At 70.6% G+C, this 16,764-nt stretch carries 12 protein-coding genes; 10 read left to right on the top strand and 2 right to left on the bottom strand.

Annotated features, from left to right (window positions below):
- Window positions 1-210 precede the first annotated feature (210 nt).
- The 4 genes from D457_RS0120460 (at window position 211) to guaA (ending at window position 7,791) form a co-directional block, all read left to right on the top strand.
- Window positions 211-2,190, top strand: coding sequence for an elongation factor G (locus D457_RS0120460; RefSeq protein ID WP_017582536.1), 1,980 nt, complete (start codon window positions 211-213; stop codon window positions 2,188-2,190).
- Window positions 2,191-2,404: 214 nt separating this feature from the next.
- Window positions 2,405-4,882 carry an endonuclease/exonuclease/phosphatase family protein gene (locus D457_RS0120465; RefSeq protein WP_083926819.1) on the top strand — a complete coding sequence of 826 codons (2,478 nt, stop codon included), beginning with the start codon at window positions 2,405-2,407 and terminating at the stop codon, window positions 4,880-4,882.
- Window positions 4,883-5,048: 166 nt separating this feature from the next.
- A complete protein-coding gene (gene galE, locus D457_RS0120470) occupies window positions 5,049-6,062 on the top strand; it encodes a UDP-glucose 4-epimerase GalE (protein WP_017582538.1) in 1,014 nt (337 codons plus the stop codon).
- Between the two features lie 148 nt (window positions 6,063-6,210).
- The gene (gene guaA / locus D457_RS0120475; RefSeq protein ID WP_017582539.1) at window positions 6,211-7,791 is read left to right on the top strand and encodes a glutamine-hydrolyzing GMP synthase; all 1,581 of its coding nucleotides are present in this window, start codon (window positions 6,211-6,213) and stop codon (window positions 7,789-7,791) included.
- 108 nt (window positions 7,792-7,899) lie between these two features.
- Here guaA and D457_RS0120480 read toward each other — a convergent pair whose 3' ends face one another.
- Window positions 7,900-9,831 (bottom strand): serine/threonine-protein kinase, encoded by a 1,932-nt coding sequence (locus D457_RS0120480; protein WP_017582540.1) that lies wholly within the window; start codon window positions 9,829-9,831, stop codon window positions 7,900-7,902.
- A gap of 259 nt (window positions 9,832-10,090) precedes the next feature.
- On the opposite strand from D457_RS0120480, the gene D457_RS0120485 reads away from it, so the two are divergent.
- From D457_RS0120485 to D457_RS0120500, 4 genes are all read left to right on the top strand, one after another.
- The gene (locus tag D457_RS0120485) at window positions 10,091-11,041 is read left to right on the top strand and encodes a 4-(cytidine 5'-diphospho)-2-C-methyl-D-erythritol kinase (protein ID WP_083926820.1); all 951 of its coding nucleotides are present in this window, start codon (window positions 10,091-10,093) and stop codon (window positions 11,039-11,041) included.
- Window positions 11,042-11,123: 82 nt separating this feature from the next.
- Window positions 11,124-11,834 (top strand): thiamine pyrophosphate-dependent enzyme, encoded by a 711-nt coding sequence (locus D457_RS0120490; RefSeq protein WP_017582542.1) that lies wholly within the window; start codon window positions 11,124-11,126, stop codon window positions 11,832-11,834.
- Window positions 11,835-11,846: 12 nt separating this feature from the next.
- Window positions 11,847-12,746, top strand: a complete 900-nt coding sequence (locus tag D457_RS0120495) for a transketolase family protein (RefSeq protein ID WP_017582543.1) — start codon at window positions 11,847-11,849, stop codon at window positions 12,744-12,746.
- A gap of 116 nt (window positions 12,747-12,862) precedes the next feature.
- Window positions 12,863-14,647: an ABC-F family ATP-binding cassette domain-containing protein gene (locus tag D457_RS0120500; protein WP_017582544.1), complete on the top strand. Its 1,785-nt coding sequence runs from the start codon at window positions 12,863-12,865 to the stop codon at window positions 14,645-14,647.
- A gap of 8 nt (window positions 14,648-14,655) precedes the next feature.
- Here D457_RS0120500 and D457_RS0120505 read toward each other — a convergent pair whose 3' ends face one another.
- Window positions 14,656-15,534, bottom strand: coding sequence for a S41 family peptidase (locus D457_RS0120505; RefSeq protein WP_017582545.1), 879 nt, complete (start codon window positions 15,532-15,534; stop codon window positions 14,656-14,658).
- A gap of 57 nt (window positions 15,535-15,591) precedes the next feature.
- Here D457_RS0120505 and D457_RS0120510 point away from each other — a divergent pair, with 57 nt between their 5' ends.
- Together D457_RS0120510 and D457_RS0120515 are read left to right on the top strand one after the other, a co-directional pair.
- A complete protein-coding gene (locus D457_RS0120510) occupies window positions 15,592-16,092 on the top strand; it encodes an ArsR/SmtB family transcription factor (RefSeq protein ID WP_017582546.1) in 501 nt (166 codons plus the stop codon).
- A 55-nt stretch (window positions 16,093-16,147) separates the two neighbouring features.
- Window positions 16,148-16,633, top strand: coding sequence for a glutathione peroxidase (locus D457_RS0120515; protein WP_017582547.1), 486 nt, complete (start codon window positions 16,148-16,150; stop codon window positions 16,631-16,633).
- The last annotated feature ends 131 nt before the right edge of the window (window positions 16,634-16,764 follow it).

Below are 16,764 nucleotides of genomic sequence, written 5' to 3' on the forward strand. Positions count from 1 at the left end.
GGTCGACCCGCGGCTGTAGCCGCTGGTGGGATGTGACGCGGGGGCGGGACGTGCGGGGAAAATCCCTTGCGCGGCCCGCCCCCGATCAGCATCATCGTCCTGACCAGTACGGACAGCCCAGTACAGATAGCAGAGAGGTCAACGGCATGCGGCGTTCCCACGGAAGTTCTCAGACCACCTTCCGGACCGAGACCCTCCTGGGAACCGCATTTGACCACCACACTCAACATCGGGATCCTCGCGCACGTCGACGCGGGTAAGACGAGCCTCACCGAGCGTCTGCTCTACGACGCCGGTGCCATCGACCGGCTCGGCAGCGTCGACTCCGGCGACACCCGGACCGACACCGGCCGGATCGAACGCGAACGCGGTATCACCGTGCGCACCGCCGTCGCGCCCTTCCGGATCGGCGACACCCGGGTCAACCTGATTGACACTCCGGGGCACGCCGACTTCGTCGCCGAGGTCGAGCGCGCCCTCTCGGTGCTCGACGGGGCCGTCCTGGTGCTTTCCGCGGTGGAGGGCGTCCAGGCCCACACCTGCCTGCTGATGCGCGTACTGCGCGAAATGCGCCTGCCGGTGCTGCTGTTCGTCAACAAGGTCGATCGGGGCGGCGCCGACCCCGAGCGCGTCTTCGAACAGATCCGCCGCCGCCTCACCGACCGCGCCCTTGCCTTGGACACCGTGCGAGACCCGGGCACCCGAGGGGCGCGGGTCCTGCCGTTCACCTGGGACGCTCCCGACCTGGCCGTCCGGGCGTCCGAGATGCTGGCCGAGGAGGACGACGCGCTCCTGGCCGCGCTGGTCGACGACCGGCCGCCGCCGCTGGGCGCTGCTCTCCGCGGCCGTGTCCGCGATCAGGTCGGCCGCGGTCTGCTGTACCCCGTGCTCTCCGGTTCGGCGACGACGGGCGTCGGCGGCCCCGAGCTGTCGGCAGCCCTCACCGAGCTGCTGCCCGCCACCGAGGAGAGGGGGTCAGAGGAAGCGTGCGGGACGGTGTTCGCGATCGAGCGTTCGGCGTCCGGGGAGAAGACCGGGTACCTGCGTCTGCACTCGGGGGTTCTACGTGCGCGGGACCGAGTTCTTTTCGCGCGGGCCGACCCCGAGGACGGCGACCCCCATCAGGGGCGCGTCACCCACCTGGAGGTGGTCGGTGCGGAGGGGGAGCGCGGCCGTGCGCTCACCGCGGGCGGGATCGGGCGGATCCGCGGTCTGCCCGGGCTGCGCGTCGGGGACCGGATCGGGGTGTCGACAGCCCCGGTGCGTCTGGTCCGCCCGGCCCTGGAATCGATCGTTCGCCCAACTGTCGAGGGCGATGAGCACCGACTGCACGCCGCGCTGAGCGCGCTCTCGGACCAGGACCCGCTGATCCGGTTGCGCACCGTGCCGGGGGAGGGCCTTTCGATCCTGCTCCACGGCGAGGTGCAAAAAGAGGTCGTCGCGGACACCCTGGCCACCGAGTTCGGGGTCGAGGCGGTCTTCGAACCCAGCAGCGTGGTGCACACCGAACGTCCGGTCGGCTCGGGGACGGCGACCGAGGAGATCGACCTCGCCCGTGAGATCGGCGGCCCGGTCACCGTGGGGCTGCGGGTGGACCCGGGGGAGGAGGGGAGCGGCGTTGTCTTCCGCCGGGAGACCGAGCTGGGCGCGCTGCTCGCCGCCTACGACCACGCGGTGGAAGACACGGTGCGCGACGCCCTGCGGCAGGGCCTGTACGGGTGGCCGGTCACCGACTGCGTCGTCACCCTGGTGCGGAGCGGCTACATCGCACCCCTGACCGAGGCGGTGCACTTCCGGCTGCTCACCCCGATGGTGCTCATGCGGGCCCTGGACGCGGCTGGCACCCGCGTCTACGAGCCCGTACGCGAGTTCGAGCTGGACCTGCCGGAGGACGTGCTGAGCGCGGCTCTCTCCCGCCTGCACGTCTGCGGGGCGCGGGTCTGCGGTACCGACAGGACAGCCGAGGGGTGGCGGGTCACCGGGGAGATCCCGGTCCGCGGCGCCGATGCCTTCCGCACCCGGCTGCCGGGGATCTCCCGGGGCGAGGGCGTGTGGTGGACCCGGCCCGGGGGTGACCTGCCGGTGCGCGGGCGTCCACCCCGCCGGACCCGCACCGACGGCAACCCGCTGGACCCCGGCGAGTACCTGGTCCACCTGGGTAACGCGGGCAGGGCCGGGATCAGCGGGTAAAGACCGGACTGGACCAGTGGCCCCCGGGGGCCACACGAATGTCCCAGGCTTTGGAGGATCACACCGAAGCCCGGACCCACAGTTGTCGTGTAATCACAACAATCGGGCACCGGGTCGTCTTCTTTTCACGTGCCTTCCTTCATGTGGACACCCGTGGCCGTCATGATGTGGCCGCATCAGTACCCCCGACCACACCGGAGAAAACGGAGCAGGCGTGCCCCCAACACCATCCAGACCCATATCCCCCACTCCGGCCGACCCGGCCCCGCCGCGGCGCTCGCTCGCCTCGGCATCGGCGGTCGCGGCGGTGGCCCTGGGCGCGAGCCTCATCGCGCCGGTGCCCGCCCTGGCAGCCGCTGAACACCCCGTGATCAGCGAGGTCTACGGCGGTGGCGGCAACAGCGGGGCGGAGCTGCGGCACGACTTCGTCGAGCTGGGCAACCCCACAGACGCCGACGTCGACCTGTCCGGGTGGAGCGTGCAGTACCTGCCCGCACAGCCGGGCGCGTCCACCCGGGTCCAGGTGACCCCGCTCAGCGGCAGCGTCCCCGCCGGCGAGCACTACCTGATCCGCCAGGCGGCGGGCGCGGGCGGCACCACCGAGCTGCCCGAACCGGACGACGCCGGGAACACGAACATGTCGGCCTCCGCCGGGATCGTGCTGCTGGTGCAGGACAGCACGCCCGTCGAGTGCCGCACCGCCGCGACCTGTGCCGAGGACGAGTCGATCATCGACGTCGTCGGCTACGGCAACGCCGCGATCTTCGCCGGGTCACCCACCGCCGGAACCAGCAACACCACCTCGACCTCTCGCGACGCCGCGTTCACCGACACCGGGAACAACTCCGCCGACTTCTCCACCGGCGAGCCGACCCCCACCAACAGCGCGGGCGAGACGGTCGAGGGACCCGGCGGCGGCGACCCCGAAGACCCGGTCGAACCCGGTGACCTGCGCATCCACGACGTCCAGGGGACCAGTCACACCTCACCCCACGTGGGCGAGGAGGTCTCCGGCCTGCCCGGTGTGGTCACCGCGGTCAATGCCTTCGGCAGCGCCCAGGGCTTCTGGTTCCAGGACACCGAGGGCGACGGCGACCCGCGCACCAGTGAGGCGCTCTTCGTCTTCACCGGCTCCACCACCCCGGACGTCGCGGTCGGCGATGAGATCCTGGCCGCCGGACGGGTCAGCGAGTACCGCCCCCAGGCAGGCGCCCAGACCATCACCCAACTCGACCGGGCCCGATGGACCACCCTCAGCCGGGACAACGACCTGCCCGAGGCGGTCCTGCTGGAGGCCGACACCCTCCCTGAGGCCTACGCTCCGGATCACGGCGGTGACATCACCGAGCTCGAACTCCAGCCGGACAAGTACGCCCTGGACTTCTGGGCCGCTCACGAGCACATGATCGTCCGGGTGGAGGACGCCCCTGTCGTCGGAGCCACCGATGGCTACGACGCCCTGTGGGTGACCACCAAGCCCGACCAGAACCGCACCGCCAACGGCGGCGTGCACTACGGCTCCTACGACGACCCCAACAGCGGCCGGGTGAAGATCGAGTCGCTGCTGGACCGGGAGGTCCGCCCCTTCCCGGAAGCGAACGTCGGCGACACCCTCGCCGGGGCCACCGAGGGCCCGGTCTACTACAGCCGGTTCGGCGGCTACGTGGTCCGCGCCACCACCCTCGGCGAGCACGTGTCCGGTGACCTGGAGCGCGTGCCGGTCCGCGACACCGCACGGCACGAGATCAGCGTCGCCACCTACAACGTCGAGAACCTCGGCGGCACGGACGACCAGGCCAAGTTCGACGCCTTGGCCCAGGGTATCGCCGACTATCTCGCTGCACCGGACATCGTCGGCCTGGAGGAGATCCAAGACAACAACGGCCCCGTCGACGACGGGACCGTGGACGCCGACGTCACTCTGGACCGGCTGGTCGAGGCCGTCTCCGCCGCGGGCGGCCCCGCCTACGAGTGGCGCCAGATCAGCCCCGAGGACAAGCAGGACGGCGGCCAGCCCGGCGGTAACATCCGCAACGCCTTCCTCTTCAACCCCCAGCGCGTCCAGTTCGTGGACGCCGAGGGCGGCGACGCCACCACCCCCGTCGAGGTCGTCGAGGGTGAGCGCGGGGCCGAACTGTCCGTCTCCCCGGGCCGCATCGCCCCCGAGGACTCGGCCTGGAACTCCAGCCGCAAGCCGCTGGTCGGCCACTTCCGCGCTCTCAACCGCGACGTGTACGTGGTCACCAACCATTTCAACGCCAAGGGCGGCGACCAGTCCCTGCACGGGGTCAACCAGCCGCCGAACCGGGTCACCGAGACCCAGCGCCACCAGCAGGCCACGCTGGTCCGCGAGTTCGCCGACGATCTCCTCGCGGTTGACCCCGAGGCCAACCTGGTGGTGATGGGCGACCTGAACGACTTCCAGTTCTCGACGACCCTGGACATCCTCACCGGCGACGGTGCCCTCACCAACCCGATGACGGACCTGCTGGAGCCGAGCGAACGCTACAACTACGTCTTCGACGGCAACTCCCAGGCGCTCGACCACATCCTGGTCAATGGCGTACTGGCCGGACGGGTCGACTACGAGATCGTGCGGATCAACTCCGAGTTCCACGACCAGGTCAGCGACCACGACCCCCAGGTCCTGCGGATCGACACCCGCCGCAGCACCTCGCCGGGCCGCGGTTAGCAACGGACGCACCACCCGATGAGCGAACGGGGAGGGCACCGAATCCGGTACCCGCCCCGTTCGCCCGTACCGGCTGTGCCCCGACACGTCGGACGGGTCGCTCGTCGGGGGCCGCCACGGCCCATACCCTGGGAGGGACCGCAGCGCCCACCTCAGGAAGCGATCGATGAACGTACTGCTCACCGGCGGTGCCGGGTACATCGGCACGCACACCGCCGTCGAACTGCTCCAGGCCGGGCACGGGGTCGTGGTCGTCGACTCCCTCGTCAACAGCCATGAGGAGGCCCTGCGCCGTGTGGAGCGGATCACCGGCCGCACGGTCGCCTTCCACCAGGCGGACTGCACCGACCCCGAGGCGATGCGCGCGGTCTTCGCGGCGCACGACATCGACGCCGTCATCCACCTGGCCGGGCTCAAGGCCGTGGGCGAGTCCGTCGAGCAGCCCCTGCGCTACTACCGCAACAACCTCGACGCCCTGCTGACCCTCTGCGAGGCCATGGACGGGGCCGGGGTGCGCGACCTCGTGCTCAGCTCCTCCGCCACCGTCTACGGCGACCCCGAGACCGTGCCGATCACCGAGGACGCGCGGCTGACCACCACCAACCCCTACGGCAGCACCAAGCTGTTCGCCGAGCGGATTCTGGACGACCTGGCCACCGCCGACCCGAGCTGGCGGATCATCTCCCTGCGCTACTTCAACCCGATCGGCGCGCACTCCAGCGGCCTGATCGGCGAGGACCCCCAGGGCGTCCCGAACAACCTCTTCCCCTACATCGCGCAGGTGGCGGCCGGACGGCGCGAGCGGCTGAACGTGTTCGGCGACGACTACGACACCCCCGACGGCACCGGTGTGCGCGACTACCTGCACGTGGTGGACCTGGCGAAGGGCCACCTCGCCGCCGTGAACCATCTGGCCGACGCCTCCGGACACCGCGTCTACAACCTCGGCACCGGCCAGGGCACCTCGGTCATGGAGGGCCTGCGAGCCTTCGAACGCGCCACCGGCTCGCCCATCCCGCATGCGGTGATCGAGCGCCGCCCCGGCGACATCGCCGTCTGCTACGCCGACCCGGGGGCTGCCACCCGCGACCTGGACTGGAAGGCCGAGCTGACCGTGGACGACGCCTGCCGGGACGCCTGGCGCTGGCAGTCCGCCAACCCGAACGGCTTCGCGGGCTGACCGCTCACAGCTGACGGCTCCGCCGCGGAGCACGGAGTGTCCGCCGCCCGGCCGGGTGCCGGGCGGCACACCTGTCGGTGCCTTCCGACCGTGGTGAACGGCCTAGACTGGACGGACATCCACATTTTTCTGCGGAAGGTCCTCCGTCGTGTCCGTTGGTGCTGACAGCACGTTCGACACCGTCCTCGTCGTCGACTTCGGTGCGCAGTACGCGCAGCTGATCGCCCGACGGGTCCGGGAATGCCACGTGCACAGCGAGATCGTGCCCTCGACCATGCCGGTCGAGGAGATGCTCGCCAAGAAACCCAAGGCCATCATCCTCTCCGGCGGCCCCTCCTCGGTGTACGCCGACGGGGCCCCGAGCGTGGGGGCCGAGCTGTTCGAGACCGGGGTCCCGACCTTCGGTATCTGCTACGGCTTCCAGGCCATGACGCGCGCCCTGGGCGGGGTCGTGGACAAGACCGACCTGAGCGAGTTCGGCCGTACCGACCTGACCGCCAACATCGACTCCGTGCTGTTCGAGGGCTTGCCCGAGGGTCTGAGTGTGTGGATGTCGCACGGCGACTCCGTGGTCCAGGCCCCGGCCGGGTTCAAGAGCACCGCCAGCACCGCGGGCGCCCCGGTCGCCGCCTTCGAGGACACCGAGCGCCGCCTGTTCGGCGTGCAGTTCCACCCCGAGGTCATGCACACCGAGCACGGCCAGGACCTGCTGCGCCGCTTCCTCTACGAGGGCGCGGGCTGCCGCCCCACCTGGACGATGGTGAACATCGTCGAGGAGCAGCTGGAGCGCATCCGCGAGCAGATCGGTGACAAGCGCGTCATCTGCGCGCTGAGCGGCGGTGTGGACTCCGCCGTGGCCGGTGCCCTCGTGCAGCGCGCCGTCGGTGACCAGCTCACCTGCGTGTTCGTGGACCACGGCCTGCTCCGCAAGGGCGAGGCCGACCAGGTTGAGAAGGACTTCGTCGCGATCACCGGCGCCAAGCTGAAGGTCGTCGACGCCGAGGAGCGCTTCCTGGGCGCGCTGGCCGGGGTCACCGACCCCGAGGAGAAGCGCAAGATCATCGGCCGCGAGTTCATCCGCATCTTCGAGCAGGCGGCCCGCGAGGTCGTCGCCGAGAGCGGCGACGACGGTTCCGAGGTCGAGTTCCTGGTCCAGGGCACCCTGTACCCGGACGTCGTCGAGTCCGGCGGCGGCACCGGCACCGCCAACATCAAGTCGCACCACAACGTGGGTGGCCTGCCCGACGACCTCCAGTTCACCCTGGTGGAGCCGCTGCGCGAGCTGTTCAAGGACGAGGTGCGCAAGGTCGGCGAGGAGCTCGGCCTGCCGCCCGAGATGGTCTGGCGCCAGCCCTTCCCCGGACCCGGCCTGGGCATCCGGATCATCGGCGAGGTCAACCGGGAGCGCCTGGAGATCCTGCGTGAGGCCGACGCCATCGCCCGCGAGGAGCTCACCCGCGCCGGGCTGGACCGCGACATCTGGCAGTGTCCGGTGGTGCTGCTCGCCGACGTCCGCTCGGTGGGCGTCCAGGGCGACGGCCGCACCTACGGCCACCCCGTGGTGCTGCGCCCGGTCAGCAGCGAGGACGCGATGACGGCCGACTGGTCGCGTGTGCCCTACGACGTGCTCGCCCGTATCTCCAACCGGATCACCAACGAGGTCCGCGAGATCAACCGGGTGACGCTGGACGTGACCAGCAAGCCCCCGGGCACCATCGAGTGGGAATAAGCACGAGGGGGAGCGCCGCGAGGCGCTCCCCCTGACACAGCGGGGCCCGGCACACGATCGCGTGTACCGGGCCCCGTTCGTCGTTTCCGTGAGACGTGCGCGGCCCGCTCAGTCCGTGAAGTCCTCGAAGACGTCGATGGCGGTCGCCTGCTCACCGGGCGCGTGGGTGAGGAGTAGCTGAGCGGCCTCCTGGCTGGTCCTGATGCTGAACACCAGGTCGCCCCGGACCCGCTGACCGGCCTCGATGGGCGACCACAGGTCCGCCCGCTCCTCGGCCGCGCTGGGGGTCTCGGCCCTGACCCGTTCTTCGTCCGTGGTCACCAGCCGCTGCTCGCTCGAGCTGAACATGATCTCGCTGTCGCCCAGGTTCTCCAGTTCCAGGTCGGCTACGCAGTACAGGCCCCCCGTGATGCCCGAACGCCCCAGAATGTTGTCGACGCAGGAGAAGTCGTTGATCGTGTACTCGACCGCCCCGTTGGGCGAGCGCGCACCGTTCTCGGTGGGCTCCGACTCGTCCGGGTCCCCGTCGCCGAGGCCGTCACCGGGCAGGGACGGGCCGGGCAGGGACGTGTCCTGGTCGGGGTTGCTCTGTGAGCCCCCCGGGTCATCCGAGCCACCGAAGCGCTCGTTGGCGATGAGGACGATCAGGAGCACCACCACCAGCGTGATACCGATACCGCCCAGGACCAGGCCCCAGAAGAGGCCGCCGCGCCCGCCGGGTGCGGCGGGCCGGTGCGGTGGCGGGGGTACCGGGGGCACGTACGGTTGCGGACCCCGCTGCTGCTCGGCGGGCGGCGGAACCATCGGGATGGGTCCGGTCGCGGCGGGGTGCTGTGCGGGCGGCGGCCCGCTCGGGGCGTGGTGCTGCTGGCCGTGGACACCCGGGGGCGGAGCGCCCTGGGCACTTCCAGGGGGGCCTCCCTGGGAACCCATTTGGGGGCCTCCCGGGTGACCGGCGGCGGGGTGGCCCGGGGGCGGGCCGTGCGGCGCACGGGCGAAGTTGCCGGTCTGGTGGGCGGGCGGCGGCATCTGCTGCGGAGGGGCCTGGTAGTGGCCGGGCACCGGGTGCCGCATACCGGTCATGGTCTGGTGCGCCGGGTGGGGCATCCCGGGCGGCCCGGGGGGACCGGGCGGCATCGGGGGCAGGTTGGGCCGCCAGGACTGGTGCAGTGCGTGCGACACCATGTCGTTGGGGTTGGAGGTGTCCTCGCCGCCTGCGAGCTCCAGGAGCAGGTCCTGCGCGGTCGGGCGGCGGCCCGGCTCCTTGGCCAGGGCGCGCGTCACCAGGCGGTCCAGCGGGCTGTCGAGATTGCCGATCTGCGGCTCGGCGAACAGCACCCGCTTGCCCAGCGTCATCGCGTCGCCGTTGCCGAAGGGGTGCGTGCCGTTGCCGGCAAAGGCCACCAGACAGCCCCAGGCGAAGATGTCCGCCGAGGTGGTGACCTGTTCCTCCAGCAGCTGCTCAGGCGCCATCCAGCCGGGGCTGCCCATCACGATGCCGGTCTGGGTGTGGTTGGTCGCGGTGTTCATCGCACGCGCGATACCGAAGTCGATCACCCGGGGGCCGGACAGCGACAGCAGGACGTTGGCGGGTTTGAGGTCGCGGTGGACCAGGCCCGTGCGGTGGATGGCCGCGAGCGCCGCGGCCACGCCCAGCGCGAAGCCGTGCAGGGTGGAGGAGTCAAGCGGGCCGTGCTCGGCTATGTGCTCGGCCAGGGCCGTGCCCGCGATGTACTCGGTGACCATGTAGGGACGGTTCTCGAACGTCCCGTGGTCGAGCACCTTGGCGGTGCAGAAGGAAGCGACCTTGCGGGCGTTCTCCATCTCATCGCGGAAGCGCGCCCGGGTCTGCTCGTCGAAAGCGAGCTCCGGGCGGATGACCTTGATGGCTACCTGGTTGTTCTTCTCCGGCGTACTGCCCAGGTAGACGGTTCCCATGCCGCCACTACCCAGCTTCCCGGACAGCACGTAGGGACCGATGGTGGCCGGATCTCCGGCGGCCAGCGGTTCCAGGTTCTTCGGGAGCCCATCCGACGGCAAGCGACCCTCCCCGACGGTGTCCAAACTCCGCCTTGCCCCAAGGTAGCGGTGTTTGTGCCCTGATTCCCACTCGCGGACCGAATTGGGCCGTTGTGGGGTTGGGCGGTAACTGACATGACATTGGTGACGAGCCCTGTAGCGTGCGGATCCGCCCTCCGGGGCGCGGGTGTCCACGCCGGTCGGAAACGGTGAACACGGAAGGCCCCGTTCGGGGGTCTGTGTTCACGCAAGGTGGGGGTTCCTTTACGATTGGGGACTCGTGACCGTTGATACCACCGTAACCGTGCGGGTCCCCGCGAAGGTGAACCTCCAGTTGGCGGTGGGGCCCAGACGCGAGGACGGATTCCACGCCCTCGTGAACGTGTTCCACGCCGTCTCGCTGTTCGATGAGGTTACCGTCAAGGCGGCGTCTCCGCGTCAGTCGCATGCCCTCACGGCGTTGACCGCCACCGGCCAGTCGGAATCGCACCTGGCCAGAGTGCCGCTGGACCAAACCAACCTCGCGGCGCGCGCCGCGCTCCTCCTCGCCGAGGAGACGGGGTCCGGCTTCCCCGTGGACATCCACCTGGACAAGCACATCCCGGTGGCCGGCGGCATGGCCGGGGGCAGTGCGGACGCCGCGGCGGCCCTGGTGGCCTGTGACCGGCTGTGGGGCTGCGGACTGTCCCGTGAGCGCCTGTTGGACCTCGCCGCCCGGCTGGGCAGCGACGTGGCGTTCGGGCTGGTCGGCGATACCGCTGTGGGAACCGGGCGCGGTGAGCTCCTCGATCCGATGGCCAGTCCCGGCCGCTACCGCTGGGTGTTCGCGCTCTCCACGCGCGGCCTGTCCACGGCCGACGTCTTCGGCGAGTACGACCGGCTGCGCCCGGACGCCCCGGACCCGCAGCTGGATCTCGCCTTGGAGAAGGCGCTGGCCAGCGGGGACGCCGAGGCGCTGGGCCGTTCGCTGAGCAACGACCTCCAGCCCGCCGCGCTGTCCCTGCTGCCCGAACTCCAGCGGACCCTGGACGCGGGCCGCTCTGCCGGGGCGATCGGTGCCCTGGTGTCTGGTTCCGGCCCTACGTGCGCCTTCCTGATCGGCGGCGGGGGAGAGGACGCGGCCGTCGTGGCCGAGCGCGAGGCCGAGGTGGTCGCCGGACTACGGGCCACGGGGCTGTGCGAGCAGGTGGTCGCGGCGGACGGTGATGTTCCGGGAACCACTGTGCTGTGATGTAAATCACCAGGCCTGGCGTCTTGGTTGCGGTGTTTCCGCCCATTGACCTCAACCTTGGTTGAGGAAGAACACTGGTGGCATGACGACGACAGCCACCTTTTCCAGGTACGCCGACCTCCCGGCGCTCATCGGGCTCATGGAGGGGGACGAGAAGCACAACGGTGCTTCGAACTCCACCCTCGACGTGCTCTGGGTGCTCTACGACCGGGTCCTCGACATCACCCCCGACACCGCCGAGGAGCCGTCCCGGGACCGCTTCCTCCTCTCCAAGGGACATGGCCCGGCCGCCTTCTACGCCGTGCTCGCCGCCAAGGGCTTCCTCGATGTGCCCACCCTGCGCGGCTGGACCGGCTTCGACTCACCGCTGGGCCACCACCCCGACCGGGTCCTCGCCCCCGGGGTGGAGATCGGCAGCGGGTCCCTGGGCCACGGCCTTCCGATCGCCCTGGGGATGGCCCTCGGCCTGCGCGCACAGGGGCTGCGCAGGACAGACGGCATCGAACCCCGCGTGGTGGTGCTGGTCGGCGACGGCGAGCTTGACGAGGGCAGCAACCACGAGGCCATCGCCGCCGCGGGCCGTCTGGGCGCCGACAACCTCACCGTCGTGGCCATCGACAACGCCTCCGCCAGCCACGGCTGGCCCGGCGGGATCGGCCGCCGCTTCGAGGTCGAGGGCTGGGAGACCCGCGAGGTCCACGGCCGCGACCACGACGCCCTCCACCAGGCGTTCGCCCAGCCCCGCACCGGACGGCCGCTGGCCGTCGTCGCCCGCGTCCGCAACGGAAGCTAGAGGAGCCAGGCCATGCGTGACACCTTCACCGCCACCGTCGAACGGGCCCTGGAACAGGACCCCCGCACCGCCGTCGTCCTCGCGGACATCTCCGCCGAGCGATTCCGCCGGGCGTCCCTCGCCCACCCGGGGCGCGTCATCAACCTCGGCATCCGCGAACAGGCCATGATCGACGTCGCCGGGGGACTGGCACTCACCGGCATGCGCCCGATCGTGCACAGCTACGCGCCGTTCTTGATCGAGCGGCCCTTCGAACAGCTCAAGATCGGCCTCACCCACCAGGACGCTGGCGCCATCCTCGTGAGCATCGGTGGCTCCTACGACGCCTCCGCCGAAGGCCGCACCCACCAGTCACCCGGGGACGTGGCGCTCCTCGACACCCTCCCGGGTTGGACCGTGCACGTGCCCGGCCACCCCGAAGAGGTCCGGGACATGCTGGAACAGGCCATCCCCGGCGACGACCGCGTGTACGTGCGCCTGTCCGGCACGACCAACCGCGCACCCCTGCCGGTCGGCCCCCGCCTCAACGCCCTGCGCACCGGCTCGCCCCGCTCCGCCGGGGTGGTGCTCGCCGTCGGTCCGATGCTGGACCGCACCCTGGAGGCCACCGCCGACCTCGACGTCACCGTCGCCCACACCACCACCGTGCGGCCCTTCGACCGCGAGGGCCTCAGCGCCCTGGCCGGAGCCGCCGGCAACGCCGACGTGCTCCTGGTGGAGCCCTACCTGCGGGGGACCTCCGCCCACGAGGTCTCCGAGGCCCTGGCCGACCGCCGCCACCGCCAGCGCTCCCTGGGAGTGGCCCGCGACACCGAACTGCGCGCCTACGGCACCCCCGCCGAGCACGCCCGCGCCCACGGCCTGGACACCGAGGGAATCGCCAAGGCGGCCAGGGACTTCTTCCTGGTGTAGGACATATACGTCCGTAAGGGACTTCTCCCAGAACCCGCCCGGGGCCTTGCGTGGTGCGGCCCCGGGCGTTCCCCTGTGTTCGGGGCACCGGTGTGCTGGCAGCACAATGGAGAGTGATGACGAATCTGGTCAACCTTCAGGACGTGTCCCTGGCCTACGGGCCGCTCGTACTCCTCGACAAGGTGTCCCTTGGCGTGGACGAGGGCGAACGCATCGGTGTGGTGGGCCGCAACGGCGGCGGCAAGTCCACCATGATCTCCGTGCTGGCAGGGCACACCGAGCCCGACTCCGGCCGCGTCGTGCACAACCGCGGGCTGCGGGTCGGTTTCCTGCACCAGCGCGACGACTTCCCCGACAGCACCGTCGGTGAGTTCGTGCTGGGCGACCGCGCCGAGCACGAGTGGGCGGGCGACGCGCGCATCCGCGACATCCTGCGCGGCCTGCTCGGCGGCTGGGACCTCGACCTGCCGATGTCGGGGCTGTCCGGCGGTGAGCGCCGCCGTTCCGGGCTGGCGCGCCTGCTGGTCGGCGACCACGACCTCATCATCCTGGACGAGCCCACCAACCACCTCGACATCGAGGGCATCGCCTGGCTCGCCCAGCACCTGGGCCAGCGCCCCGAATCGCTCGTGGTCGTCACACACGACCGCTGGTTCCTGGACGCCGTCACCACCCGCACCTGGGAGGTCGGCCGCGGCGCCATCGAGCGCTACGAGGGCGGGTACGCCGCCTACGTGCTGGCCAAGGCCGAACGCGACCGCCAGGCGGCCGCCGAGGAGGACCGCCGCCAGAACCTCATGCGCAAGGAGCTGGCCTGGCTGCGCCGGGGAGCGCCCGCACGCACCTCCAAGCCCAAGTTCCGGATCGAGGCGGCCAACCAGCTCATCGCCGACGAGCCGCCCGCCCGCGACACCGTCGAGCTGGTCCGCTTCGCCAGCTCCCGCCTGGGCAAGACCGTCATCGACCTCAAGAAGGTCTCGGTGGCGATCCCCGACCGCGTCCTCCTGGACGAGCTCACCTGGCAGCTCGGTCCGGGCGACCGGGTCGGCCTGGTCGGCGTGAACGGCGCGGGCAAGTCCACCCTGCTGAAGATCCTCGCCGAGGAGAAGGAACCCGACTCGGGCACCGTGCGCACCGGCCGGACCGTCAAACTGGCGCACCTGTCCCAGAACATCGCCGAGCTCGACCCCACCATGCGCCCGCTGCAGGCGGTCATGGACGTGCGCGAGCACATCACCATCGGCAAGCGCGACTACACCGCCAGCCAGATGCTGGAGAAGTTCGGCTTCCGCGGCGAGCGCCAGTGGACGCCCATCGGTGACCTGTCCGGCGGTGAGAAGCGCCGCCTCCAGCTGCTGCGCCTGCTCATGGACGAGCCCAACGTGCTCCTCCTGGACGAGCCCACCAACGACCTGGACATCGAGACCCTCACCGAGCTGGAGGACCTCCTCGACGGTTGGCCCGGCTCCCTCGTGCTGGTCAGCCACGACCGGTACTTCCTGGAGCGGATCACCGACCGCGTGCTCGCCCTGATGGGTGACGGCACCCTCGCGTTCCTGCCCAACGGGGTCGACGAGTACCTGGAGCGCCGCGCGGCCACCGCCGACGAGGTCACCGTGCCCCTGGGCGCCTCCGAGCTGGCTGCCGCCGAGGCCGCCCCGGCAGCGGAGCCCGCGCTGTCTCAGGCGGACCGCCGCGCCGCCCAGAAGGAGATGCAGCGCGTCGAACGCCGCATGGACAAGATCGCCAAGCGCGAGGCCCAGCTGCACGAGCAGATGGCGGCCGCCGCCGAGGACTACACCAAGCTCGCCGAACTCGACGCCGAGGCCAAGACCCTCGCCGCCGAGAAGGACGAGCTGGAGATGGTCTGGCTGGAACAGGCCGAACTCATCGGCGACTGACCTCCCGGTCAGCGCGCCAGCCGGGTGAGGGCCGCCGCCAGGGCCTCCCCGTCGGCGGTCTCCAGGTCCGGCACCACCCCGGTGCCCTCCCAGTTGGTTCCGCTGACCGGATGCACCGGGCGTCCGGTCGGCACCGTCACCTCCAGGTGCGGGTGGACCCGGAAACCCTCCCGGGGGTGGGCGCCGCCCCCGGTGCGTTCACCGACGACCGTGGCCCGCCCGTGCTGCTGCAGGTCGTAGGCGAGCTCCTCAGCGCCGGAGAAAGTCCCTGAACTGGTCAGTACCGCCAGCGGCTTCTCCCCGCCGAACACCGGTCCCGGCACGAACGGCGTCCAGGACTGCCTGGACGCCGTCCCGTCGCCGAAGTTCATCGTGTGCAGATGAGTGGGTTCGTCGAACAGGTGCCCGCAGACGAACGCCACCGTCGCCGGGTCTCCGCCCCGGTTTCCGCGCAGATCGATGACCAGCGCGTCCGAGTCGGCTACCAACCGCAGCGCGGCATTCAGCTGGTCGGCCGCCATCGACAGCGGGTAGAGCAGCGGCCGCAGCTCCAGGTAACCGACGTTGCCGTCCAACCGCTCCACCCGCGCGACCCCGCCGAACCGCTCCCGTGCCTCCCGCGCCATCACCTCCATCAGACTGGTGTCGCCCGGCAGCGCGGGGATCTCCTCGACGTGGTGTTTCAACCGCAGGTGCAGATCGCCGTTGAGTGACTGGAGGTCCCCGGTCACCAGCTCAGCCAGCGCTGCCGGATCAGCAGCCCCCCGATAATAACCCGCGGCACGCCGCTCAGCGAGCAGCAGCCGCAGCCGCTCGCCCAACTCGGGAAACACATAGTGCCCGGCTACCAGCCGACCGGTCTCCTCGACCAATTCGTTGATGTCCATGCCGGGCAGTAGAGCACGCTGCTTGACAAAGCGTCAATATCTCTTGACTCTTAAGTCATGACCGACGACCCGATCTCCACCCCCGAGGAATTCAAGGCGCTGGCGCACCCGCTCCGGCAGCGGATGCTGTTCCTCCTGGGGGAGCGGCCCGCGACCATCAGCCAACTGGCCGTCACCCTGGACACCCGCAAGGGCAACGTCTCCCACCACCTCAAAGCGCTCCGAACAGCGGGCCTGGTGGAACCGGCCGAAAGCCGCCAGGTCCGCGGCGGCACCGAGCAGTACTACCGGCGCACCGCCCGCCGCATCGAGATCGCCGACGCCCAGCCCGGTCCGGCCGCCGCGATGCTCCGTGCCGTCTCCGAGGAGTTCGGTGAGGCCCCGGGCGACCCCCTGCTCGCCCTACGCCACCTGAGGCTCACCCCGGAACAGGCCGAACGGCTCCACGACACACTGCTCACCCTGGTCTCGGAGACCGAGGAAGCGGAGGACGGCCAGCCGCGCTACGGGCTGCTGGTCAGCTTCTACCAGCAGCCCTCCGCGTCTACGCCCGAGTAGGCAACCCGTAGGCTGCTCACAGGCGCGCACTGTAGCGAACACAGGAGGAGACCCTATGGCCGACCTGGACCAGATCCCGGTGACCCTGATCGACGGCCGTGAAACCACTTTCGGTGAGTGGTCCGGCCAGGTGCGCCTGGTGGTGAACGTGGCCTCCCGCTGCGGCCTCACCCCGCAGTACGAAGCGCTGGAGAAGTTGCACAAGCGCTACTCCGACCGCGGGTTCACCGTCCTCGGCTTCCCCAGCAACCAGTTCCTCCAGGAGTTCGGCGGCGAGGAGAAGATCGCCGAGTACTGCTCGATGACCTGGGGCGTCACCTTCCCGATGACCACCAAGGTCAAGCTCAACGGCCGGGGCCAGCACCCCCTCTACGCCGAACTCACCGAGGTCCCCGACGCCGAGGGCAAGGCCGGAAAGGTCAAGTGGAACTTCGAGAAGTTCCTGGTGCTGCCCGACAACACCGTCCACCGCTTCCGTCCCACCACGGTCCCGGACGCCCCCGAGATCGTCGAACTCATCGAGAAGTCCCTGCCCGAATAACCGGTGCCGGGTCCACCAGAAGCAGCAGCCCGCCCAGCGTCCGCGCCTCCCGCAGGCCCTCGGCGGAGGCGACCCAGTAGGACTGGGTGGTGGGTCGGGCCGAGGCGCGGTATCAGGATCACTCCTGACCC

This window comes from Nocardiopsis valliformis DSM 45023 (assembly GCF_000340985.1).
Classification (GTDB): domain Bacteria; phylum Actinomycetota; class Actinomycetes; order Streptosporangiales; family Streptosporangiaceae; genus Nocardiopsis; species Nocardiopsis exhalans.